Genomic DNA, 23,047 nt, shown 5'->3' with positions numbered 1-23,047 from the left:
TGCCGAATTATCGATTTATTATATTATATTGCTATAGGATGGAGGTTGAGCAATGGTTGCTGATGTAAGTCATACGCACCCCCTATTTTCAATCGAGTATGTCGTCCATGATGCAGACCACAACATGACCAATTTTCATTATCACGATGCATATGAACTTTATTTTCTAGAAAAAGGGTATCATCAGATTTTGATCCAGGACTCCATCTATGACATTAAGCTGCATGATGTTGCACTGTTTAAACCAAATCTGTTCCATAAAAGCTACCAAAATCAAGGTTGTGCCAGAACATGTGTCTATTTTACGGAGCGTTTCTTGCGATTATATTTTACGGAACGGGCAATAAAATCTTTATTAGGCTGCTTTGATACAGAAATTATCTCTTTGAAAGAAGAAGTATTTGCGAAAGTGAAAAGACTATTAAAGTCCCTGGAGAAAGAAAACGTCTCGGGTGAGAGTGACCGTATTTTTATACTTTTAGCTGAACTGTTATCTCTATTAAATAATAATAAGGATTCCCAAACAGTGGAGCAGCAGTCTTCCAAGTACGCTAACTTTGGACCTATTCTGTCGTACATCAACCAAAACTATAACAAAATCACCAAAATCGAAGATATTGCAAAGTCGTTTTACATGTCCAAATATTATTTGTGTCATCGTTTTAAAGAAGCCACGGGACTTACGGTTATTCAATATTTAAATAACATTAAGATTCAACATGCTTGCAACTTGCTGATCAATACAAACTTAACGATACTCGAGATTGGTAACGAATGTGGCTTCAACTCGTCCATGTATTTTTGTAAGATCTTTAAACAAACGGTATTTATGACACCTAGGGAATTTAGAAAGAAAGCTAGATAAGATCATCTGTTATAGTTTTAGGCTAAAATTCATGACAGCTTGTGGAACGCGTATAAGCGTAATGCGGGCTTATCTTCCAACGAAAAGAGGAATGTAAATTGACTAGTCTTCCCCTACATCCGGCTTTGTCTGGAAAAACAGTTGTGGTAACCGGCGGCTCCGGCGTGTTGTGCAGCTCCATGGCCAAGGAACTTGCCCGCCAGGGTACCAAGGTCGCTATTTTGAACCGTACTGCTGATAAGGGCGAATTGATAGCCAAGGAAATTTGTGAGAGTGGTGGAGAATCCATCGCTGTTGCCTGCGATGTGACCGATGTTGAAAGCGTGAAGCAGGCTGAGGAGACGGTCCGTCGTCTGCTCGGTCCGTGCGATATTCTGATCAATGGAGCAGGCGGCAACCACCCCAGTGCGAATACGAGTTTGGAGACATTTCATCCTGAAGATCTGAACCAGTCTGGAATCACTACCTTTTTTGATCTCAGTGTACCTGGCTTCCGCAATGTGCTTGATTTAAATTTTATCGGGACTTTAATCCCAACACAGGTTTTTTCCAAAGGCATGATCGGACGACCTGGCGCTGTGGTCCTTAACATATCCTCCATGAGCGCTCCCAGCCCAATGACCAAGGTTCCCGCTTACAGCGCTGCCAAAGCCGCCATCAACAACTTCACCCAGTGGCTGGCCGTACATCTAGCCGAATCTGGCATTCGGGTGAATGCCATTGCCCCCGGATTTTTCCTGACAGAGCAGAACCGACAATTGCTCACCAACGAGGACGGCTCGCTTACCGAGCGTTCGGCCAAGATTATTGACCACACCCCTATGCGCCGTTTCGGTGAGCCTGAAGACCTCCTCGGAACGCTGCTTTGGCTGGCAGATGAAACCGCTTCCGGTTTTGTGACCGGTGCAGTCATTCCTATAGATGGTGGTTTTATGGCCTATTCGGGGGTATAGAATCTTCACTTTCCATCCCTTGCCCTTCTATTTACAATTACGAAGTGGCAAGGGGCTTAGTGTGTCAACAACGCTCTACTATAGTTTCAACTGAATCCGTTTACATAAATAATAAGTCGAAGGAAGCATTGCTCAATTGGTCATGCTTTAATTTATCACATTCTCCTATGCGTATATTCAAGCAGGATTACACTTGTCTTGTATACAAGATATCGAACCTCTATGAAAATCCTTCAATTCCATCCACCGCTTGACGGCAAACAACTAGACTCACGAGCAAAAAAATGAATAACACAGACCAGCATTATTTCTTGATATAGTCAACGAACTGCCGGAGGAATTCGAGAGAATGTATATCCTTTCGGAGATGATGGTGAACCAGATCATCCATTTTGCTTGTATCCTGATTCAACATATATTCAAGCATAGTTTGGTGTTCATGCCAGATTTCCATCAGCTTCCCTGCTTCCAGCATATGGAGCTTGCGATATCTGATATAGTGAACATTTGATTGCTGAATCAGCTGCCAAAGAAATTCTCGGCCCACCAATTGGAACATAGTATGGTGGAACTGATCGTCCAAAATGAGAAATTGATCCGTAGCATGATCGTCATCAATGACAGCCCTCTGCCTGTCCAAAATTTCGCTCAGCTTCTGTATATCGCTTAATGCAAATTGCGTAGAAAGCTCCTTCATAATCTCTTTTTCCACTGCGCTTCTCAAGTAGCTCATTTGTTCTACGGACTCCAGATCAATATAAGAGACAATGTTCCCCTTCTTGGGATAAATATCAATATAAGACTCCAGCGCAAGCTGTTTCAACACATCGCGCAGCGGAGTTCTGGACAACTGGAAGCGTTCTGACAAGGTCGTCTCGCTGAGCAGAGTCCCAGGCTTTAAGGTCAACGACAAAATATCATTTTTCAAAAGCTGCTTGATTTCTTCCTTTGTAAACATAACATTCCTGCCTTCACTTTATAAATCTAGTCTTATTATAAAGCATTTTGATGTGATAGACTCCTCAAAAATTGTCATTGACAAGGATAAACTTTGCATTTTATGATCAAGTCAATCTTGTATACAAGATTAAAAAATCAATCAGGGAGGGTATCGTTATGAACATGACCTGGAGATGGTATGGGGAAGGCAATGACAATATTACACTGGATCATATCCGGCAAATTCCAGGAGTTATAGGCATTGTTTGGTCTTTACATGATAAGATAGCCGGTGAAATATGGGAAATGGAGCGAATTCAGGAGGTAGCTGATCAGATTACAAGCAAGGGCTTTAGTACGGCAGTCGTAGAGAGTGTAAATGTCCACGATGATATCAAAATCGGCCTGCCATCCCGCGACCAATATATTGACATTTATATTGATACCATTCGCAAATTGGCCAAAGTAGGAGTCAAGGTGATTTGCTATAACTTTATGCCTGTCTTTGACTGGACCAGAACGGAGCTTTATAAGGAACTGCCAGACGGGTCCAACGCCCTCTTTTATGAAAAGGTTGCCATTACCGATGATCCCCGCCAAATGGTGAATCGGATTCTCGAGGGAGCCGGAAAGTTCACCATGCCAGGCTGGGAACCGGAGCGGTTGGCGAGACTGGATGAACTTTTTGCTGCTTACGCGGATGTCACAGAAGACAAGTTGTTTGATAACCTAAAGTATTTTCTTGAGCGCATCATCCCGGTTTGCGAGGAGGTTGACATCAAGATGGCCATTCATCCTGATGATCCGGCATGGCCCATCTTCGGGTTGCCGAGAATTGTCCGAAGTCGTGAGACCATCCGGCGCATCCTGGATGCAGTGAACAGTCCATATAATGGTCTAACCTTCTGCACAGGCTCACTGGGGACTAACCCTGAGAATGATTTGCCAGCTATGATTCGGGAGTTCCATGATCGTATTCATTTTGCACATATTCGTAATGTCAAGGTGTTTGAGAGTGGCGACTTTATTGAAGTGTCACATCGCGGGAAAGACGGAAGCGTCGATATACCGGAAGTGGTTAGAGCTTATCACGAAAAAGGCTATCAGGGATATGCGCGCCCAGATCACGGTAGACATCTATGGGGAGAAGAAAAGAATTGTCGGCCAGGATACGGTTTGTATGACCGTGCACTGGGAGTTATGTACTTGCTTGGTGTCTGGGATAGTCTCGCTCAAAGCAAAGGAGTGAAATAGATGCTCCAGCTTGACCGGAAAGGTCTTTTAGATAAGGCGGCCTGGGAAGCAGTAGGCATCGAACTGCCGAAGTATGATCTGGAGCTTGTAGCCCATAACACCCGAGTTAGACCGCAATGGGTGCATTTCGGCGCAGGCAATATTTTTCGGGGGTTCGTAGCCAATGCACAGCAACAACTGCTGAATAGTTTGAAAGCGGATACAGGTATAATTGCGGCCGAAACCTTTGATTTTGAAATGATTGACAAAGCCTACAAGCCTTACGACAATCTAACCTTGCTGGTGTTAATGAGTGCAGACGGTAAATTTCACAAAAGTGTGGTCGCAAGCATCGTTGAGAGCCTTGCAACGGAGCAGAATCGTCCGGACGACTATCTCCGTCTGCTTGAAGTATTTGAAAATCCGACTCTGCAAATGGCCAGCTTCACTGTCACGGAAAAAGGATACGGCCTCACCGGGCCCGACGGTAAGTATCTGGCTGTTGTGGAGAGGGATTTAGTGAATGGTCCTGAACAGCCGGTGCATGTGATGAGCATAGCTACTTCGCTTGCCTATCGGCGTTATTTAAAGGGACAGCATCCAATAACCTTGGTAAGCATGGATAATTGCTCCCATAACGGCGATCTGTTAAAGGATAGTATAATTGCTATCGCCAAGGAGTGGACGCGCAGAGGCCTGGTAGAGAAAGGATTTGCAGACTATCTGCAGAATGAGGAAAAAATAACCTTCCCGCTGACTATGATTGATAAAATCACCCCCCGCCCTTCCTTACAGGTACAATCTGCTCTTCGAGAGCTGGGGTTAGCCGACATGGAGATTGTCGTTACCTCCAGGCATACGTATACGGCTCCCTTTGTCAATGCTGAGGTTAGCGAGTATTTGGTCATTGAAGACAAGTTTACAAACGGGAGACCTGCACTGGAGGAAGCTGGCATCATCTTCACGAATCGGGATACGGTAGACAAAGTGGAGAAGATGAAAGTCACGACCTGTCTCAATCCGCTACATACAGCGCTGGCCCTCTCCGGGTGTCTGCTCAGCTATCAGCTCATTGCAGATGAAGTGAAGGATTACACCTTGCATCGTCTGGTGGAAACCATCGGCTACAAGGAAGGCTTGCCTGTTGTGGTTGATCCCGGAATTATCCAACCCCAAGCGTTCATTAACGAGGTATTGCAGGAACGCTTCGCCAATCCCTATATTCCAGATACGCCACAGCGGATTGCAACAGATACTTCTCAAAAGATGAGCATCCGTTTTGGCGAAACCATAAAGTCGTATGTTAGCACAGCAGGGCTTGATCCTGCCAACTTGACTGCTATTCCCTTGACCATTGCGATTTGGTGTCGCTATTTGCTGGGGGTGGATGATCAAGGAGCACCCTTCACACTCAGTCCGGACCCGTTACTGGAAACATTGCAGGGATATTTGCAGAATACGAAGCTAGGCGATCAGACCTCTGGGGTTCGCAACCTCCTTGAGGATGAAAAACTGTTCGGCGTCCGATTATATGAGATTGGTCTGGGCGACAAGATTGAAGCCATGTTTCATGAAATGCTATCAGGTCCCGGAGCAGTCCGAAGCACCATAGAGAAGTATGTGAACTAGAACTTACATTAAACAATCCCCCTGCCACGAAACTTTGGTCAGGGGGATTTGTAATTCTCATGTTTGTTAGCTTGTTGTCAACAGTAGAACCGGGCCACAACTCTGATTAAAATCCTGCCGTCCAACCCGCATCAGCAGCAATAACTGCCCCATTTACAAAGCTCGACTCGTCTGAAGCCAAGAAAAGGGCTATTTTCGCGATTTCTTCAGCCTGCCCTACACGAGGAATTACGCCTTGCGTGACCTTCGTTCGAGATGCGCCAAACTCATTCAAGTTATGAATCGTTGAAGTAATGTTGGTAGCTGTTGCACCTGGCGCAATGGCATTGCATCGGATGCCTTTTTGAGCATACATAAATCCCGTGTTTTTCGTAATACCGACTACCGCATGCTTTGAGGCGGTATAGGCAGCGCCTGCATGCGCACCACTGAAGCCACCCGTAGATGCCGTATTTATAATTACTCCATTTCCTTTATCCAGGAAGATCGGGATGACTTTGCGAATCGCACGCATAACGCTTTTTGTATTAATATCGAATATCAAATCCCAAGTCTCGTCGTCCACATCCCCTACTGGCGCCATGTTATCCATAACGCCCGCATTGTTAACCAAAATGTCGAGAGTTCCGAATTCATTAACAGCTGTATCGATCAAAACATGTATATCATTCAAATCAGCAACATTGGTTTTTATTGCGATGGCGTTTCCTCCAGCTGATTTAATTCCTGCTGCAACCGCTTCTGCTCCTTCAATGTTCAGGTCTGAAAGAACAACACTTGCCCCTTCTTTTGCAAATAATTCTGCAATCGCTTTCCCCATTCCTGATGCTGAGCCTGTAACGACCGCAACTTTTCCTCCCAAACGCATGAAAGATCCCTCCAATGTTTTTAGTCAACCGTTCATTTGAAGTATGGATCAACTTCTAAATCAAAGTCAATTGTACGAAAGTACAGGCGAATAATCTATCTTTCATACCATAACCCTGATAGTCCCCTTGTAAGATAAAACTGATGTGTATCACGTTGATAAGGAGCAGGATGCATATTATTAAGAGTTTATCGATTTATTTTTACAATTTCTGTGGAATTATATATATACTTTTCCAGAGTAATGGTATATTCTAGTAAAAACAATGCTCATATAAAAAAATATGACCTTATGGAGGGACAGGCCTTGAAGAGACTTTTCGCTTTAAGTTGTGCTTTCTATCTATTAATCGGCGTCACCAGCGTGGTGCTTGGGGCATTACTGCCGACTTTTCTGCCTCACTATGGACGGGGGTACAGCGATGGTGGATTACTGCTGTTCTTGCAGTTTTTCGGCTTTCTTGTCGGTGTTCTGCTCACTCCCTTCATGGCTCTACATATGGGCCGCAAGTCCATGCTTGCTATTGCCTTGGGGAGTATTGTCGTCTCATGTACTATCTTGGGCCTACTTCCCTCTTGGAATTGGGTCATTGTAATGGCTATATGGATTGGCTTCGGCTCAGGCATTATTGAATCATCCATCGGAGCGTTCACCATTGAGTTTACGGAGGAGCAAAAAGCCGTAGCGATGTCCAAGCTGGATGTCTATTTTGCACTTGGTGCACTGCTTATGCCTGCGATCGTTAGCCTGTATATCTGGTTTGGAATTTGGAATCTAACCTTTTACACCATCTCCTTTCTCACTTTTATCCTATTGCTATTTTGGCTTACCATGCCTGTTTCCGCCTCCACTCACCTCACTCAAGCAGACATCCGCACTACTGAGCGTTCAGTTGAACAAGCCCGTTACTCAGGACAGCACCGTGTATTGCTAGGAATCTTCATTATTTTCTTCTTTGTTTATATGGGTCTTGAACTTGGACTCATGAACTTCCTACCTTCTATTCTGACCGAAACGCTACAACTTCAGGGATCTGTTGCCTCGCTAGGTGTCAGCGTGCTTTGGATTGCAATGATCATTGGTCGTATGTTCTCAGGAAGGATTGCAGAATCAGCAGGATATATTCCTTATCTGCTATGGAGTGCAATTGGAACTTTCTGTTTCTTAGTCGCTATGGTGTTTATATCCAGCCAATGGGCTACATACCTTCTAATTTTTGGTGCAGGGATATTCATGTCTGGACTCTTCTGTATCACACTTGTCTACGCCAACGTACTGATTCCGGGAATGACGGAGCGGACGACCAGTATTCTGATTGCGTCAGGCGGAATTGGCGGCTCAGTGCTTCAATACGTAATAGGCTGGAGCATGAGCGAATGGCCAGTGACCGCTAGCCTCTGGATCTTAGGAGGATTTACTTTGATTTTGCTGCTGGCACTTATTCTCACACATCTGTGGAATAATCGGGGCAGCCGAGTAATTGACTCCCTTGTCCATCAGGGCAAGGAAGGATGATATTGTTTTAGTCCTTAGGGGAGGTGAGGCCTATCGCGTTTTTGCTTTTCGGGCAGATTCTGTTGCTGCGGTTATCTCTCATATCTGTGAAATCGCAGGAACAGTCAAATTGTGGCTTCTTTGTCCATTAGGACATGGAAGGTGATTTTCTTATTTTGGGGAGGTGAGTTCAGCCTCGTTATGCTGATTGGGCGTTACTCTTTTTAAGGATGACTTAATGAAATGTATATTCTGATATGGAGGGGAAATATCGTGCATACCTTGACCAAAGAACGTTTCAGATACGGAAAAGGCATTACTTTGATTGACGATTCAGGTAAGGAGTATTTGGATGGCGTATCTGGCACCTTCAATCTGTCGCTCGGTTATAATCACCCTCATGTCGTCTCCAAAGTACAGGAGCAAGTCGCCAATCTTGCCCACATGTCTTCATCCTTTACCGAGCCTTACGTTGAAGAAGTCCTAGACCATCTAATCCAATATGCCCCGAACGGCATCGATGCCGGGTGGATGAGAGATATTACCGGCTCCACGGCGAATGAATGTGCTGTGAAACTGGCTCAGAAATATACCGGAGCAACTGATATCATCAGCCTGCATCTGTCACATCATGGACAGACCCAGTTCGCAACAGGCATTTCCGGTAATGCCTTTCGCCGCAAGAATTTTCCCAATTCAACTGCGGCATATTCTCTGCATGTGCCTGCCCCCTACTGCTATCGTTGTCCCTTTAATTCTTCACCAGACAAGTGTGGTCATCACTGTATTGAAGCCATATCGGACGCCATTGAATATGCAAGCTCAGGCTCTGTGGCCTGCATGATTATTGAACCCATTCTGGGCAACGGAGGTAATATCATCCCGCCTGCAGGATATTTCAAGCGCCTCCGTCAGCTATGCGACGAGCATGGGATGATTCTGATTGCTGACGAAGTGCAGACTGGGATTGGGCGGACAGGCTACATGTTCGCAAGTGAGCTGTTTGACATCCAACCGGATATTATTACTCTTGCCAAGGGTTTGGGCGGCATTGGTGTCCCGGTTGCGGCGGTCTTGATGCAGTCTCGTCTCGATGTCCTGGAGAAGCATGAGCATTCCTTTACCTCGGGCAGCAATCTGATCTCGGTCACGGCAGCCAAATCCACGCTGGAGGTTGTAAGCGAACCCGGTTTTCTGGAAGCCGTCCGGTCCAAAGGAAACCTGCTCGGATCCCTGCTGACCGAGATAGCTGACAAGCATGATTGCATTGGTGAGGCTCGTGGCGTCGGACTGATGTGGGGACTGGAAATTGTAGACGAGGACGATGGCCCGGATGCAGTGAAAAGCAATGGAATTATCGATCGTGCATTTGAGGAACAGCAATTAATCCTCAGAGGTTCCCGTTACGGTTATGGCAACGTGGTCAAAGTGAGACCTTCCCTCACGGCTACAGAAGATGAGATTGTCGAAATTGTTAAACGGCTTGACACCGTTCTTGCTACCCTTCACTAACGATCTGCCCAATAGGCCAAAGGAGGAATTATTCATGCTTGCACTGGTATACAAATCAGCTTGGGATGTCGCACTTGAGGAAAGACCTATCCCGGAGATTAAAAAAGATAACGATGTACTCGTCCGGATTCGGGCGACAGGCGTATGCGGTACGGATCTAGGCATCATTAGTGGCAAATATCATGCCGTGCCGTCCACGATCTTGGGCCACGAATCAGCGGGGGATGTGATCGCTGTAGGATCAGCCGTCAGTTCACTACAGCCTGGAGACCGGGTGGTAATTGATCCAACATACTACTGCGGGCAATGTGAAATGTGCCGGACAGGAAGACAGAATCATTGCACACACAAATCCGTAACAGAGACCGGAGTCAGCGCCGACGGTACGTTCACCGATTATTATGTGACTGAGGACCGTTTTTTGTACAAGCTGAAGGACCATATCAGCTACGAAGAAGCGACGCTGACCGAACCGCTGAGCTGTATGCTGACCGGAATCAACCAGATTAACCTGCTGCCTAACTTCACAACCGTTATTATAGGCGCAGGTCCGATCGGGATTCTGTACAGCTATGCTCTTGCTTCGAAAGGCGTAACTGGTTGCCTTGTTGACATCTCGGAGGAACGGCTCGCCATAGCGGATTCTATTGCCCCCGAACGGTGGTCCGCGCACGCCACACTGGAATCGGCCATTCATAAGCTGGCTCCGTTAAAAAATCAGGTGGACATGATTGTGGACACCACAGGAGTGGTCGGCACTGAGGTACTAAGCCAGCTTGCGAGCGGCGGGTATTTGATGCTGGTGGGGCTGAGAGATGGGATAAGCTCGTTTAATCCGAAAGAGGTAGTTGACCGTAGCCTTAAAATCATCGGCTCCATTGATTCTCTGGGCACGTTCTCCACGGCACATTACCTGATTGAGCAGCAAATCATTCCCGCCAAAAAAATCATTACCCACTCGTATCCGCTGGACGACTACCATGAAGCCTTCAAGACGCTTGGATGCAATATCAGCGAGCGGACACTTCAGCCTTCGTCGCAGGCGATCAAGATTGTGCTGCAATCGAATGGCTCCGGCAACTAAATTTAGCTACTAACAAGGGGGAGAATGGACATGACGAGCATCCATCATGTTACACCGACGAATAATGAATACACAGGAGACCTATCAGCGTCCGTTCCGGTCAAAGCGGTCATCTTCGACATGGACGGGGTGTTGGTAGACAGCGAACCGATTTATTTTGAAGTTGAACGCAGCTCCTTTGCCCATTTCGGTGCACCCATGACGGAAGAAGAGCACCATACCTATGTCGGAGTGACACTCGAATCCATGTGGCGTCAAGTGCTGGACAGGCATCAACTCACTCATACATTGGAAGAGGCGCTTGCCTATCACCGAAAAAATGTGATGCAGACCATAACAGCACACGAGGGCCTGGTGGCGATCAACGGACTGGAACGGTGGCTGGACTGGCTACAGGAAAAAGGAATTCCGGTTGCAGTAGCCTCTTCCTCTCCACGGTCGTTGATTGATCTCATTATGGAAAAAACGGGACTGGGCCGTTACTTTGATATTCGAATCACCGGAGAAGAAGTATCCCAGGGTAAGCCGGCTCCGGACATCTTCCTATATGCCGCCGAACTGCTAGGTATAGCCCCGGCCCATTGTATTGTTATTGAGGATTCACGAAATGGTGTTCATGCGGCCAAGAGTGCGGGTATGCGCTGCATTGGTTTACACAACCCAGGCTCGGGCCAGCAGGATTTATCCAAGGCAGATCACCGTATTTTCAACTATGATGACCTGTGGGCGCTTAAAGAGAACTTGCCATTCGGGGAATAGTTGCCTGCCAAGAGAAGGACCGTAAGATGCTGGAAGGCATATCTCCTCTATAAATATATTAAACCGCATAACCTTTAAAATGGATGAGGACATATATAAATATGCCCCATAGAGTACACAGTTGAGTATGTTAACCTACCCTGTGTGTACTCTATGGGGTATGCTTTACATCAAATATTTTTTAACCCCATTTTGTTACGGAAAAAACTGAACTTAGGAATGCCATAATCGGAATTTTTATAGTATGTATTTTATGTGTCAAGTAGCAGTTTTCCGCTTTGGCCATCCTCATCAGTCCCGGCTTTCACACCCAAATACACCTCTTCCCTTTTGGGTCCATTAAAAACCATTTTATTATAAGACGCTTGCTCTTAATCATTACTTTATGTGCATATAAGCTAGTTTATAGTATCTCATATTGCTGTGCTCAGTTGTGCAGTCGTTTTTCAATGATGTTCTACTGGAGGATCACTGTGAAGGTCTTGATCCCGCTCTGTAAAGTTCCAGCGAGTAAAGGTAACCTCAAAACCCTCTCGGGTTGGCGAACAGGTATAAGGACCGGCCTGATTTCCGGTGGTGTAGGGAAAACGCGCCACACGTATCGTTCGCCATCCGTGCTGCTCCGTCCTTGCGCGAATAATTACAGCATCCTTGATGATGGAAGCGCGCAGGGTGACTTCTTCACCGACCCACTCTGGCACAGCCGCAAGCGACCAGTCAGAATATCCAGCGGTTACGACTGTGGAAAGCTGAGGAATGCCGTCATTGATTTCTATCCCCGCTTTAATCCATTGCTCCGGGCCATGGTATAACAAAATACCTGCCTGATCGTAAAGCTCCGTAAATGATGCGAGTTGAAACGACACTTCCACCGCCGTGTTATGATTCCAATCCGATAATAGAGCGGACCCATCCTCAAATTCAAAACCATATAAAGTCTTTTTCCAGAAGTCTCTTCCCTTTTCAGGCGCAACCTTAAGAAAATCTCCTTCTTTCCGGGCATATAGAGGTGAATTGATCCAATTCCCTTCCTCCCATTCCATTCTCTTTTTAGTCATCTTTTTGTCCTCCCTTGTTCAATAAAGGTGTGTCGTTCTAAGCAAACATTAGATACCAATAGATCGCGATCTCGTCACTTTCTCTATTTAGACCTTTGTAGAAGTAGGAGTCGAATCCACCGATCACAAAACCGCAGCTTTCATAGAATTTACATGCGCGAACATTATTGCTTTGTGTCTCCAGCATGATCCCTGGCATTCCGTCATCTTTCGCCCAGCGTTTAGCCTGTTCGATTAGTTTCTTACCGATACCGAGGCTTCTATATTGCTTGTCGACTTTGATATCTTCCACATATGCATATTTGTTCCAATTTCTTTTCAGAACAATTTGACCTACAACTTGATTATTTACGAGCGCTAAATATATGATTTGATCGGGATTGCTGATATAGTTCGAATAATCCTCAACTGTATCTTCCTCAAGCTGATCATCATCGTAGCTTTTTTTGCTAATAGGCCTCTCCTTCACCGTATATTCGATTTGCTGTCCCGTTAATTGCAAGACAAGGGTAGAATCCACGATAAAGCTACCATCAATGTTAGTACCACGCTCACCGTCCTCAGCCTTCAGTTCTCTGATTAAAATATCCATTTTCACCTCCCCCATCTTGAAGCAAAATCAAATTGCATTAATACTGCACATTCTTCAAATCTACATCAGTTTAACGCTGTTCCGTTCTAACCATTATAACAAAGTTTCGCCATTTTCTGTATAATCCATCAAACATATTAAACCTTCTCCCATTCCCGATTCCGCTCATAAAGTGAGCTAGTAATAATACGGTCCAGCAGCTGCGTAAAGGTTATGCCTGCTGCAGCTGCACTCTTCGGTAGCAGGCTGTTAGCGGTCATTCCGGGTAAGGTGTTTACCTCCAGTACATAAGGTATATCCTGACACAAAATCATATCGACCCTTGCATACACCTTGCACTGCAGCAGCCGATAGCTGACAAGTGCCGTCTCGCGCACACGCTGCTCAATAACGGGAGGAAGCTGGATTACCTTCTCCTCAGCGCCGCCGATCTCATATTTCGCTTTATAGTCAAACCATTCAGAATGAGCGGAGCGAATTCTGATGATTGGTAATACCTCGCCATCCACAATTGAGCAGGTAAGCTCCGTCCCTTGAATAAAAGGCTCAACTAAAAGCGTCTGATCCAAACCGCAAGCCTCCTGAATAGCCGAGTGAAGCTCCATCTCATTATGCACAAGCTGGATGCCGATGCTGGATCCTCCCATATTTGGCTTCACAATAACGGGGTAACCCAACTGCTCTACCGCTTGCTGATCATAATCGTCCCTTCCCTGCCAGCAGAGGCCTGCAGGCGTATGCACCCCTGCCGACTTCAGCAGCATCTTGGACAGCTGCTTATTCATGCACAGGCTGCTTGCCAGAACACCGCTCCCTGTATAGGGAATGCCTAGTGTCTCCAGCGCTCCCTGCACCGTGCCGTCCTCGCCATATTGGCCATGCAGCGCCAACAGTGCAAAATCGATGCCTGCGTGCTGAACCTGTGCGATTAAATCCGCTGGCTGATCAATCGCAATTGGAACCACTTCATAGCGGCTGCGGTCCAAATGATTCAGCATCTCTTGACCTGTCTGCAGCGAAACCTCACGCTCAGTGGAAGTCCCTCCCATAATAACGCCTATCTTCATCATGACCCCCCATTTTCTTGAAAAATCATAGTGCAATTACAGGCTGTTCTTATGACCACATGCCTTATGAAAGTTACGCACCTGTTGGCCTATGATCTGAATCCCCCGCTCGATCTGTTCATCGGTTACTCGGGAAAAACCAAGCCGCAAAGTATTCGTCCCTTCACCTTCTTGTATAAAAAACTTGTCTCCAGGTGTATATATAACCCCTTGATTTATGCATACTTCAAGCAACTGGCGCGTATTTACGCCTGACGGAAAGGTAAGAAACACATGTAAGCCCCCATCGCCAGATAGTTGCGCCTCAGAGAGATGGGTTTCACAGCATGCCTTTGTAAGCTCGTATTTGCGCTTATACTCCATACGTGCTCTTTTTACATATTTCTCAAAATTTCCATTGAGCAGATATTGATATAATATCGATTGGTCGATCGTTGAGGTATGAATGGTGCGCGCCCGCTTAATGCTTTCCAGAGTGTCAATCAGCGCTCGATCTCCAAGCACCCAGCCTACTCGCAAGCCAGGGAACAGCACCTTGGAGAAGCTGCCTATATAGATTACTCCGTTCCCTCGCCCTGCTGTTGCTATTAATGGCGCAATATGCGCTCCTGAATAGCGCAGCTCCTCATTAAAACCATCCTCAATCACCGGAATCTGATAGCGCATCATTAAATTCATTACAGCGCTTCGCTTTGCTGGTGACATGACAATGCCTGTAGGATTGTGATAGGAAGGAGTCAAATAAGCGAGATCGAAGCTATTTGTCTGCTTCTGCAATACCGCTTCAAGCTGATCTACATTAATACCATCCCGCTCCATTGGAATACCGGTAATCTCAAAACCTTGTAGTTTTAAATTTTTGATCGCTGTGTGATGGGTTGGATTTTCACAAATTACCGTACCGCGGCGCGCTGAAGGGCGGAGTGCCGACAACACAATGTCAAAGCCTTCTGTAAACCCGCTTGTAATCAGTATATCCTTGCCGCTTATATCGACGCCCTTATTCTCCATATATCCCATCAGGTAATCGATCAGTGGTTTGTAACCCTTGGCATAGCCGTAGTTGAGCAGCACCTGCCCTTCGATTGCCATCCGATCCATAAAGGCTCGCCTTACATCTCCCAGATCAAACAGCTGCTCATCCGGTGCGATGCTTGTAAACGAGATGGTTCCTTTTGGGGTGCGAATGCCCTGCTTCATCATATCAAGCTCTGCAGCCGATACAGCGTACTTGCTCATTCTTGTCTTCCAATCAATCTGCCAGGCGAAGGAGGCGTCAGACCCTCCGTTATCCACAGCCAAACGGCCCACCATAGCGGCCACATAGCTGCCTCTACTCGGTATCGTATACGTAAATCCATCGTCCTCCAGACCTTCATAGGCTGCAATAACTGTATTGCGACTCACCTTGAGTACACTGCTCATTTCTCGTGTGGAGGGTAGCTTCTGATCCTTATGAAACGTCCCTTTTATAATTAAACGTTTAATATATTCTTTTACTTGTATCGCGACCGGACGGTCACCAACAAGCTTAAAATCTTGGAACATGGTTCATCACCCTCCATCTACAATGATGGCACAGGTAACAAAAGAAAAAAAGAACCACCGCCCCGGACTTTTCATCCTTCGATGGTTCCTTCGATTTTATTCCAGCACATCCGCATCATAACCGTGCCCCCAGATGGTTGTTTACCCAAAGATTATCTTTTGACTAATCTCGAAATCCTTAATGGTTGCATCCGGTCTTAAAACTTTATTTTGATCCAGCTCAGATAACGGACCACCATTTCTAACCTTCTTTATCCAATCATGATTTGCAAGTGCCCCTTTCCCTATAGTCTAACCCTGCTTGCCCTAATTACATGAAAATAACTTCGGCCTCATCCTCTTTTCCTGACCATTTATGCTGATAATCATTAACCTTAGCCTGGGAAATTCGAATGCCTACTGTAAAATCGGGGCCAACGGCTTGGCGAATTGCAGTAGCCACTTCAACCAAGAGTCGTATCCGGTTTTCAATGGATCCACCGTATTCATCTGTTTGACGATTCGTATAGTCCGTAAGGAACTGATCAAGCAAATAACCATTTGCTCCATGGATCTCCACGCCATCAAATCCTACGCTCTTCGCACGAACGGCTGAAGCAACAAATCCACGGATGACTTCCTCAATATCTTCTTTCGTTGCAGCGATCGGAGTAGAAAACGATTCAGCACCACCATAAAAAGCTAGAGGTTCACCCTTTGGAAGCACTTCTGACGGAGCTAGATTTTGGGACTTGAATCGATTTCCTTGTAATAAGGCTCCTGCATGCTCAAGCTGCACAACAATAGATGAGCCTGCTGCATGAACAGCATCCACCACTTTTTTTCCAAGATGTGATTTGCTCCTCATTCACTAAACCAGACTGATTAAAATAACACTGGCTATACAATTCATCTGTATATGTTCCTTCTGTTATGATTAGACCAAGCCCCCACGAGCGAAAGAGGCATAGTAAGCTGCCATTTGATCAGTGGCTAATCCTTCCGATGTAGCACTGATACGTGTCATTGGAGCTACGCCTACACAGTTAATTAACACGTTATTACCTATCTGCACGCTCTTAAACAATGTATTTAGTTGTCCCAATTCACATCCACCTCTAACATTAGATTCATTCGTAACACATTCAATACTTGATTTATGATCATCGAACAAGTACATTATAAACCGGTATATTTTATCGGTAAAATTGATGTTATCGAACGATTAATTCAACAAAATTGAACTGTTATTAACGAAAGACGTGGACGTATGGAACTTCGTTATTTGATCACATTAAAAACCATTGTCGAAACAGGAGGATTTAAAAAAGCAACTGAACACTTGGGTTACGCTCAGTCTTCTGTGACGACACATATTAAGGAATTGGAATCTGAGGTCGGCAAGCCCATCTTTGATCGCTTAGGTAAGAAGGTGGTTCTAACCCATCACGGTCATCAGTTTCTCCCTTATGCACTTAAGATCATTGAGCTCTACACTCAGGCACTAACGACCAATGATGAACCTACCGGCAACTTGACATTAGGAATCTCAGAGTCGTTAATGATCTGCCGTATTCCATCATTGCTTGTTGAATATAGACAAATGTATCCCAAAGTCAATCTTTCTCTGAAATCTTTGGATTATCAAGATGTCTCTCATGCTGTTCAGACCGGTGAGATTGATTTCCTTGTCGCCTTGGAGAAAGAAGGCTGGGGAGCTAATGTGTTAAGAGCGGTTTAGGCATCTCCATGGTTCCTTTTTTCTCCGTTAAAGAGGAACTAGAACATTACAAGCTTCAGGGTGAAGAGGTTGGACCAGACTGTCCTGCAATATCAACATATTTGGCATATCACAAAGATAAATGGCCCTCACCTGCTATGAAGGAAATGATCAAGCTCATTAAAAGACATGCGGAGAAATGGGGCTAGTTTCCTGTGAGGGTGATATCATATGTATTTTGTAGTTATAAATTGTTCTTCTCTGTATATTGACATATCGCAAGTGACTTTCAGGGTCTTATATATCATGATGTACTATTTTAGGAGGAACGCAACCAGATGGATATTTGTTACTGTTATCACGGCAAACAAGTTTGTGAACCCAGCTATTCATGGGGACCCGGCATCAAAGGACAATACAAAATCATGTTTATCCATGCGGGTAGAGGCGTTTACCAGATTGACGGTAAGACCTTTCATCTTCAGCAAGGCGAAGGATTTATCGTATACGATAACATTCTTTGTTACATGGAGGCAGACCAAACTGATCCTTGGATTTATTCTTGGATAGCCTTTTCGGGTAACGGGGTTATACCTCTATTCGAGCAGGCGCACATTTCTCCCCTTCATCCCGTATTCAGGTACTCCCCGTTGTTTTGGTTTGATTCTTATTTGGAGGAATTTTCCGCCTGCGACGTGAACCACAGCACCAGTGAACTGCGAAGACAGAGCATTTTGTTCAGGTTACTTGCCGATTGGATCGAAATGTTGGTTGCTACGAGTCAACTACTGCCCGAGGTACGGCCCAAAGACGCCTACATCCGTAAAGCGGTCGAGTTTATTCGAATGAACTATAACCAAAGAGTTTCCATTTCCGAGGTCGCACACATAGTTGGCATTGATCGTGTCTATCTGTCCGTTCTTTTCAAGGAAATTCTTAATGTTTCCCCTCAGCAATACTTGTTGAACCTCCGGATGGACAAAGCAAGCGATCTGCTGGACAATTCGCAGCTGTCCATCACGGAAGTCTCCTATTCTGTTGGCTATAGCGACCCGCTGCTGTTCTCCAAAATGTTTAAAAAAGTGAAGGGACTTTCTCCATCACACTTTCGCGCAAGGCTTAAAAGAGACAGCTTAATGGGTCTTTCAAGCCTTGACTGATTTGTTCGTTTAATGAATCGTATTGTTGCTCTGACATTACCAGGGGACATCCCCGATATTATGCATAACCTGGTCGATCTCTTGAAGATCCGCTGCTGATAGCGGATCCGCATGTACTGCTAGCACGTTTTCCTCAATTTGACCTACACGGCTTGCACCGATTAGCACCGAATCGACGCCGCCTTCGCGTAGCGCCCATGTCAACGCCATTTGCGGTAGCGTCTGACCGCGGCGCTTCGCGATCGTCTCTAGCGCACGGAATTTGTTGATCCGCTCCTGAGATACGGCCTCCGGTTTCAGTGTGCGCTGGCCTGTTTTAAACTCAGTTTCCAGCTTATCGATGTATTTTCCCGTCAACTGTCCGCGACCAAGCGGGCAGAAAGCCACTGTGCCGGCTCCCACTTCAGTCAGCACGTCCTGCAATCCGTTCTCAATCCACCGGTTCAGCATTGAATACATAGGCTGGTGGACGAGCAGCGGTGTACCAAGGTTCTTAAGGATCATAGCTGCTTGCTTCGTTTCCTTCGGTCCGTAATTGGATAAACCGACATACAGTGCTTTGCCTGATTTTACAGCATGAGCAAGCGCTCCCATCGATTCCTCTAATGGGGTATCACCATCGGGACGATGATGGTAAAAGACATCGACATAGTCGAGTCCCATTCGTTGAAGGCTGCGGTCCAGGCTTGCAAGCAGGTTTTTTCTCGAACCCCACTCACCGTACGGACCAGGCCACATATAGTAGCCAGCTTTAGTTGAAATAAACAGCTCATCCCGATAAGGTGCAAGGTCTTTTTTTAAAACGTGTCCAAAGGTCTCTTCGGCCGATCCAGGAGGCGGTCCGTAATTGTTTGCCAAATCAAAGTGCGAGACACCAAGATCGAAGGCGCGTAATATCATTGCACGACTATTCTCAAACGGTTTGTCCCCTCCAAAATTTTGCCACAAGCCGAGCGAAATGGCCGGCAGCCTGACGCCGCTCCGTCCAATCCGCCGATATTTCATTTGTTCGTATCGATTTTCTTGTGCGATATAAGTCACCTGATTTCATCCTTTCTCATTCCTAGCGAAATGCTGACCTCCCACGTACCCGCTTCTTATTTTTCATTTCATGCCTCCCTCAAGACATGTTATAAGGTTGAGGACCTAACCTTAGGTAGCTCAAGTATATCTAACAATTCTTATGTATTGGAATGTCACTATGATAAAAGCACATGTCATAATGTTATTAGATAACAGGACAGCTCCTAAAAAAGAAGCCAAGAGCGAGTAATGTGCTCTTGGCTTGCTTGAAAAGGCGCTGCATTCGACTTTGGATTTATTCTGCCAGCATAAATACCCTTGAATAGTTTCACTAGAGGAATTTGCTCGCTTTCCCGATGGTACTCTGATATCCGACCGAGGCCAGTCTCCACATGTCGTTTACCAATAAGTTCGTGTCAATGTAAGGGCTAATTCTTGGTTTGCTTTTCACCTATTTTTCGAATTTGTATCCAATACCAAACACGGTAGTAATCAGATCGCTTGCATCCAATTTCTTGCGAAGCCTTTGTATGTGTGTATCAACAGTCCGAGTATCGCCGACAAAATCATATCCCCATACAATATCCAGCAGTTCCGAGCGTGTGAACGTTTTGCCTCGGTGATTTATCAGAGTCATAAGTAAATCAAACTCTTTCGGAGTCAAGTCAATTGGAATACCATTTTGTTTGACAAGATGTTCCTCGACAATAATTTCGATTTGTTTAAACCGAATTACTTTACTCTCCGTATTTTTTCCATTGTTTGCTTGATCTACCCTCCGGAGGATTGTCCGAATCCGAGCAATAACCTCCCTTAAATCAAAAGGCTTTGTAATATAGTCATCCGCGCCGAATTCAAGACCAAGGATTTTATCGGTGATATCCGATTTCGCGGTAATCATCAAGATCGGTATGTTATAACTTGCAGTTACTTGTTTGCAAATATCTAATCCGCTTTGATCCGGCAGCATCCAGTCAAGTAGCAAAAGATTAGGTTGAAATTGTTGAAGTTCAACCATCCCTGCTGCTCCATTTGCCGTAGTTCGCGTTTCAAACCCCTCCATTGAAAGTCCGTATGATAATAAATCTGCTATTGGTGTATCATCTTCAATAATGAGAATTTTTGCTTTATTCATCATAACCCCCGTCTTCTCTCGTTAATCCGCGATATCATAATGTTAATGATTAGTTAGGGAATAATCAACTCGGAACATAATACAGTAATCTTTGCACCTTGGACTGCAGTTCATGAAAACATCAGCCGTTTCTGACGTTTTGTGTGACACAACGAAAGATGCCTATTTTATAACAAAGAAAAACAACCTTGCTCCAGTCCGAGGACTAAGATAAGGTTGCACTTAAAAGGAGGTTTATTGATTCTATTTATAAGCCACACGTTAATGGCATTTTTGCACAACGGACAACATACCGCCAAAACATCCAGTGAATTGAATATTCACAAAAATACGCTGCTTTACCGCGTAAATAAGATCAAAAAATTACTCAATTCCTCGCTTGATGAGGGTGACGAACTCTTCTCTTACCAGTTGTCTTTCAAAATTTTTAATTATATGTCCTCGCAGCTGTAGCCTTATTTTTCCCAACTACAAAACACGGTACTTCATGAAGACCTGTTAGGAATGTGTTATTGCAGCGTCACGTTGTCAACGTAAACGGCTGACTTACCGCTGCTGTTCTCCGAGGCAAGAAATTGTACGCCGATTTCCCTAACATCGTCAAGATTAGGTACAGATGTAAGGTTGAACGACAACGTCGTACCTCCAGACGAATTAATCTTGACGGCTTTGCCAGCATACCAAGCCCAACCTGATCCTGTCTTGGCATAAATCTTGGCATGGAGTCCGTCACCTGCGGAGTCCCAAGATGCATGTTTGACGGTCGCGCTTAGCGTGGTCTTACCACTTAGGTTGCGGCTTTGTGAGAGAAGCAGGTAGTGCTGGGAATTGGCAGACATGATGATATCCGCTTTAAGAGAATTACTGCCCTTGGATGACCACTCGTTTACGCTCCATGGACCATCGGATATATTCGAACCGGTCCAACCCTGCATACTACCCTCGAAGTCATATAATGTGTGTGCGCTACTGCCACCGCAAGCCGCATTCTGCCTCCACTCGGCATATGGAGCGTGCCCAGCTAAAATGCTTTTCAGATAGTTACCTCCTGCTGTGAGACTCCCGTTCGTATTGAAAATACTGGCGCCTTCTGTCTTGTCATTAATCGCCCAGTTGGCCCATGACAGGTTATTCTGGTTCATCCAGTCAAGCCATTGGTTCGTGGAATCGTAATTAATGCCGCCGTCGCCATCCGCGTTAACAAAGCCCATCTCGGTAACAAACAGCGGGATACCCTTGCTCATTGCGTAGTTGGCTTTGTCCCGGAGCGACTGAAAATGAGATCCAGCGTAAAAGTGCAATGTATAGGCGATATTACCAGAGGATGTAATGGGGTCGTTCGCTGCCTGATCTACACTCTGAGACCAGAACGGCGTTCCAACGACAATCAGATTGTCGGAATGTTGACGAATGGCCGGGATGACTTGCTCAGCGTAACTTTTGATTGTCCCCCACGAGACTTGGGTAGGTTCGTTATAGATCTCAAAAATGACGTTATCATAGCTTCCGTATTCCTGCGCCATCCGGCTGAAGAAACTTTTGGCAGCGTTGACGTTATTGTGCGCGTCATGTGAGTGCCAATCGATAATGACATAGATCCCCTTTGCGATTGCCGCATTGACCACGTCACGAACTTTGGACTCATCGGCCGTGTTATATGGATTTCCGCTGGGGTCCACACCATATGCCGCTCTTACGATCTCTACTTGAAATTCATCCACCATCCGATTCACCGTGGTGGTATTCCAAAATGGACCGGACCAGTTGCTCCAGAAGAAACTCGCCCCTTTGACCATCATCGGCCGATTCGTTTTGGAGCCGTTAATCTTGTTTCCACTTGCTTTCATTTCACCGAAATAGCTTACAGGGTTTGCGCAGGCAGCTGCAGAAGCAGGCGTTGCAGGTATGACCGCTTGAAAAAGCAGCGTTAATAAGCTGAACAGTAGGATCATGGTTAACGACTTAGTGAATGAATTGAACGACATTTTCATAATTCTCTTCTCCCTTTAATATGGCATGGTTACGCGAAAAATTTCGGCAAGTAGCCCCGATATTCATCAGCATATCGGCTGGGTTCAAGAACAGTGACAGTATACATACTTGTTATCGAAAACGTTTTAGAATTCAATACCAATTTTCTAGTTTTATATCTTTCACAAAAAGTATAAATTTATTGATTTCAAAGAAGAATATGAAATTTGATCAGTCGGCATCAAGTTCTTAGCATTTAATTTTCGAAAACGTTTTCGGTAATTAAGCTGAAAATGTTAGTAAAACCTCCTGCTCCCATAGATTCAACCATTAACATCTCCAGGCTTGCATTGGGTTTATAACATATCTCCCTACGTCTTCCGGGTCATCACCTTCTTTCAAAATCATATCTATTCTAGTTTCCTCCCCTCTGACGCAATATGAGGCTTTCCCTTTTG

21 protein-coding genes and 2 pseudogenes are annotated in these 23,047 nt (G+C 45.4%); 11 read left to right on the top strand and 12 right to left on the bottom strand.

Annotated elements, in window-relative coordinates; translation table 11 throughout:
• Positions 1-52: 52 nt before the first annotated feature.
• Both MKX36_RS11650 and MKX36_RS11645 read left to right on the top strand, forming a co-directional pair.
• Positions 53-865, top strand: a complete 813-nt coding sequence (locus MKX36_RS11650; RefSeq protein ID WP_045245274.1) for an AraC family transcriptional regulator — start codon at positions 53-55, stop codon at positions 863-865.
• Between the two features lie 98 nt (positions 866-963).
• Positions 964-1,818, top strand: a complete 855-nt coding sequence (locus MKX36_RS11645) for an SDR family oxidoreductase (protein WP_340864707.1) — start codon at positions 964-966, stop codon at positions 1,816-1,818.
• Positions 1,819-2,122: 304 nt separating this feature from the next.
• Here the strand turns inward: MKX36_RS11645 and MKX36_RS11640 are convergent, their stop codons facing one another.
• On the bottom strand, positions 2,123-2,776 hold the full coding sequence (locus MKX36_RS11640) for a GntR family transcriptional regulator (RefSeq protein ID WP_340864706.1): 654 nt from the start codon (positions 2,774-2,776) through the stop codon (positions 2,123-2,125).
• A 158-nt stretch (positions 2,777-2,934) separates the two neighbouring features.
• On the opposite strand from MKX36_RS11640, the gene uxuA reads away from it, so the two are divergent.
• Together uxuA and MKX36_RS11630 are read left to right on the top strand one after the other, a co-directional pair.
• On the top strand, positions 2,935-4,011 hold the full coding sequence (uxuA, locus tag MKX36_RS11635; RefSeq protein WP_340864705.1) for a mannonate dehydratase: 1,077 nt from the start codon (positions 2,935-2,937) through the stop codon (positions 4,009-4,011).
• Entirely contained in the window at positions 4,012-5,619 is a 1,608-nt protein-coding gene (locus tag MKX36_RS11630) for a mannitol dehydrogenase family protein (protein ID WP_340864704.1), read from the top strand.
• A 106-nt stretch (positions 5,620-5,725) separates the two neighbouring features.
• Here MKX36_RS11630 and MKX36_RS11625 read toward each other — a convergent pair whose 3' ends face one another.
• Positions 5,726-6,487: an SDR family oxidoreductase gene (locus MKX36_RS11625; protein ID WP_340864703.1), complete on the bottom strand. Its 762-nt coding sequence runs from the start codon at positions 6,485-6,487 to the stop codon at positions 5,726-5,728.
• 306 nt (positions 6,488-6,793) lie between these two features.
• On the opposite strand from MKX36_RS11625, the gene MKX36_RS11620 reads away from it, so the two are divergent.
• From MKX36_RS11620 to MKX36_RS11605, 4 genes are all read left to right on the top strand, one after another.
• Entirely contained in the window at positions 6,794-8,002 is a 1,209-nt protein-coding gene (locus MKX36_RS11620) for an MFS transporter (protein ID WP_340864702.1), read from the top strand.
• 222 nt (positions 8,003-8,224) lie between these two features.
• Positions 8,225-9,493: an aspartate aminotransferase family protein gene (locus MKX36_RS11615; protein WP_019687254.1), complete on the top strand. Its 1,269-nt coding sequence runs from the start codon at positions 8,225-8,227 to the stop codon at positions 9,491-9,493.
• Positions 9,494-9,527: 34 nt separating this feature from the next.
• A complete protein-coding gene (gutB1, locus tag MKX36_RS11610) occupies positions 9,528-10,577 on the top strand; it encodes a 2-amino-2-deoxy-D-mannitol dehydrogenase GutB1 (RefSeq protein ID WP_019687253.1) in 1,050 nt (349 codons plus the stop codon).
• A gap of 30 nt (positions 10,578-10,607) precedes the next feature.
• Positions 10,608-11,336, top strand: coding sequence for an HAD family hydrolase (locus MKX36_RS11605; RefSeq protein ID WP_103042415.1), 729 nt, complete (start codon positions 10,608-10,610; stop codon positions 11,334-11,336).
• 446 nt (positions 11,337-11,782) lie between these two features.
• Here MKX36_RS11605 and MKX36_RS11600 read toward each other — a convergent pair whose 3' ends face one another.
• The 6 genes from MKX36_RS11600 to MKX36_RS25385 all read right to left on the bottom strand — a co-directional run bounded on the left by MKX36_RS11600 (position 11,783) and on the right by MKX36_RS25385 (position 16,685).
• Entirely contained in the window at positions 11,783-12,394 is a 612-nt protein-coding gene (locus tag MKX36_RS11600; protein WP_016818781.1) for a DUF1349 domain-containing protein, read from the bottom strand.
• Positions 12,395-12,431: 37 nt separating this feature from the next.
• Positions 12,432-12,986 carry a GNAT family N-acetyltransferase gene (locus MKX36_RS11595; RefSeq protein ID WP_025364866.1) on the bottom strand — a complete coding sequence of 185 codons (555 nt, stop codon included), beginning with the start codon at positions 12,984-12,986 and terminating at the stop codon, positions 12,432-12,434.
• 137 nt (positions 12,987-13,123) lie between these two features.
• Complete coding sequence (locus MKX36_RS11590; protein WP_016818779.1) at positions 13,124-14,053, bottom strand: D-alanine--D-alanine ligase; 930 nt, start codon at positions 14,051-14,053, stop codon at positions 13,124-13,126.
• Between the two features lie 36 nt (positions 14,054-14,089).
• Positions 14,090-15,601, bottom strand: coding sequence for an aminotransferase-like domain-containing protein (locus tag MKX36_RS11585; RefSeq protein ID WP_016818778.1), 1,512 nt, complete (start codon positions 15,599-15,601; stop codon positions 14,090-14,092).
• Between the two features lie 310 nt (positions 15,602-15,911).
• Complete coding sequence (locus MKX36_RS25390) at positions 15,912-16,448, bottom strand: oxidoreductase (protein WP_445671819.1); 537 nt, start codon at positions 16,446-16,448, stop codon at positions 15,912-15,914.
• Positions 16,449-16,517: 69 nt separating this feature from the next.
• Positions 16,518-16,685: a hypothetical protein gene (locus MKX36_RS25385; RefSeq protein ID WP_162835295.1), complete on the bottom strand. Its 168-nt coding sequence runs from the start codon at positions 16,683-16,685 to the stop codon at positions 16,518-16,520.
• Between the two features lie 165 nt (positions 16,686-16,850).
• Here MKX36_RS25385 and MKX36_RS11575 point away from each other — a divergent pair.
• Both MKX36_RS11575 and MKX36_RS11570 read left to right on the top strand, forming a co-directional pair.
• Positions 16,851-17,509 (top strand): annotated as a pseudogene (locus MKX36_RS11575) (LysR family transcriptional regulator).
• Positions 17,510-17,638: 129 nt separating this feature from the next.
• Positions 17,639-18,460 carry a helix-turn-helix domain-containing protein gene (locus MKX36_RS11570; protein ID WP_044787906.1) on the top strand — a complete coding sequence of 274 codons (822 nt, stop codon included), beginning with the start codon at positions 17,639-17,641 and terminating at the stop codon, positions 18,458-18,460.
• Positions 18,461-18,496: 36 nt separating this feature from the next.
• Here MKX36_RS11570 and MKX36_RS11565 read toward each other — a convergent pair whose 3' ends face one another.
• The 3 genes and pseudogenes from MKX36_RS11565 to MKX36_RS11555 form a co-directional block, all read right to left on the bottom strand.
• Positions 18,497-19,501, bottom strand: a complete 1,005-nt coding sequence (locus MKX36_RS11565) for an aldo/keto reductase (protein WP_340864701.1) — start codon at positions 19,499-19,501, stop codon at positions 18,497-18,499.
• A 305-nt stretch (positions 19,502-19,806) separates the two neighbouring features.
• Positions 19,807-19,919 (bottom strand): annotated as a pseudogene (locus MKX36_RS11560) (LCP family protein); the annotation flags it as partial.
• 15 nt (positions 19,920-19,934) lie between these two features.
• Complete coding sequence (locus tag MKX36_RS11555) at positions 19,935-20,618, bottom strand: response regulator transcription factor (RefSeq protein WP_025364861.1); 684 nt, start codon at positions 20,616-20,618, stop codon at positions 19,935-19,937.
• Between the two features lie 264 nt (positions 20,619-20,882).
• On the opposite strand from MKX36_RS11555, the gene MKX36_RS11550 reads away from it, so the two are divergent.
• Positions 20,883-21,071: a helix-turn-helix domain-containing protein gene (locus MKX36_RS11550; RefSeq protein ID WP_340866093.1), complete on the top strand. Its 189-nt coding sequence runs from the start codon at positions 20,883-20,885 to the stop codon at positions 21,069-21,071.
• A gap of 56 nt (positions 21,072-21,127) precedes the next feature.
• On the opposite strand, the gene MKX36_RS11545 is transcribed toward MKX36_RS11550, so the two are convergent.
• Positions 21,128-22,609: a glycoside hydrolase family 5 protein gene (locus tag MKX36_RS11545; protein ID WP_340864700.1), complete on the bottom strand. Its 1,482-nt coding sequence runs from the start codon at positions 22,607-22,609 to the stop codon at positions 21,128-21,130.
• Positions 22,610-23,047 lie beyond the last annotated feature (438 nt).

Origin of the sequence: Paenibacillus sp. FSL W8-0439, assembly GCF_038008995.1 — a bacterium.
GTDB classification, from domain to species: Bacteria; Bacillota; Bacilli; order Paenibacillales; family Paenibacillaceae; genus Paenibacillus; species Paenibacillus polymyxa.
The sequence above is the reverse complement of the archived record's forward strand: the minus strand, read 5'-3'. Positions and strand labels throughout refer to the sequence as shown.

Bases quoted from the DNA above. Each gene is read 5' to 3' on its own strand.
- MKX36_RS11625 (WP_340864703.1), bottom strand. From the start codon at position 6,487: ATGCGTTTGGGAGGAAAAGTTGCGGTCGTTACAGGCTCAGCATCAGGA.
- MKX36_RS11545 (WP_340864700.1), bottom strand. From the start codon at position 22,609: ATGAAAATGTCGTTCAATTCATTCACTAAGTCGTTAACCATGATCCTA.
- MKX36_RS11605 (WP_103042415.1), top strand. From the start codon at position 10,608: ATGACGAGCATCCATCATGTTACACCGACGAATAATGAATACACAGGA.
- MKX36_RS11590 (WP_016818779.1), bottom strand. From the start codon at position 14,053: ATGAAGATAGGCGTTATTATGGGAGGGACTTCCACTGAGCGTGAGGTT.
- MKX36_RS11555 (WP_025364861.1), bottom strand. From the start codon at position 20,618: ATGAATAAAGCAAAAATTCTCATTATTGAAGATGATACACCAATAGCA.
- MKX36_RS11570 (WP_044787906.1), top strand. From the start codon at position 17,639: ATGGATATTTGTTACTGTTATCACGGCAAACAAGTTTGTGAACCCAGC.
- MKX36_RS25390 (WP_445671819.1), bottom strand. From the start codon at position 16,448: ATGAGGAGCAAATCACATCTTGGAAAAAAAGTGGTGGATGCTGTTCAT.
- MKX36_RS11585 (WP_016818778.1), bottom strand. From the start codon at position 15,601: ATGTTCCAAGATTTTAAGCTTGTTGGTGACCGTCCGGTCGCGATACAA.
- MKX36_RS11630 (WP_340864704.1), top strand. From the start codon at position 4,012: ATGCTCCAGCTTGACCGGAAAGGTCTTTTAGATAAGGCGGCCTGGGAA.
- MKX36_RS11595 (WP_025364866.1), bottom strand. From the start codon at position 12,986: ATGGATATTTTAATCAGAGAACTGAAGGCTGAGGACGGTGAGCGTGGT.
- uxuA (WP_340864705.1), top strand. From the start codon at position 2,935: ATGAACATGACCTGGAGATGGTATGGGGAAGGCAATGACAATATTACA.
- gutB1 (WP_019687253.1), top strand. From the start codon at position 9,528: ATGCTTGCACTGGTATACAAATCAGCTTGGGATGTCGCACTTGAGGAA.
- MKX36_RS11600 (WP_016818781.1), bottom strand. From the start codon at position 12,394: ATGACTAAAAAGAGAATGGAATGGGAGGAAGGGAATTGGATCAATTCA.
- MKX36_RS11615 (WP_019687254.1), top strand. From the start codon at position 8,225: ATGTATATTCTGATATGGAGGGGAAATATCGTGCATACCTTGACCAAA.
- MKX36_RS11550 (WP_340866093.1), top strand. From the start codon at position 20,883: ATGGCATTTTTGCACAACGGACAACATACCGCCAAAACATCCAGTGAA.
- MKX36_RS11640 (WP_340864706.1), bottom strand. From the start codon at position 2,776: ATGTTTACAAAGGAAGAAATCAAGCAGCTTTTGAAAAATGATATTTTG.
- MKX36_RS11650 (WP_045245274.1), top strand. From the start codon at position 53: ATGGTTGCTGATGTAAGTCATACGCACCCCCTATTTTCAATCGAGTAT.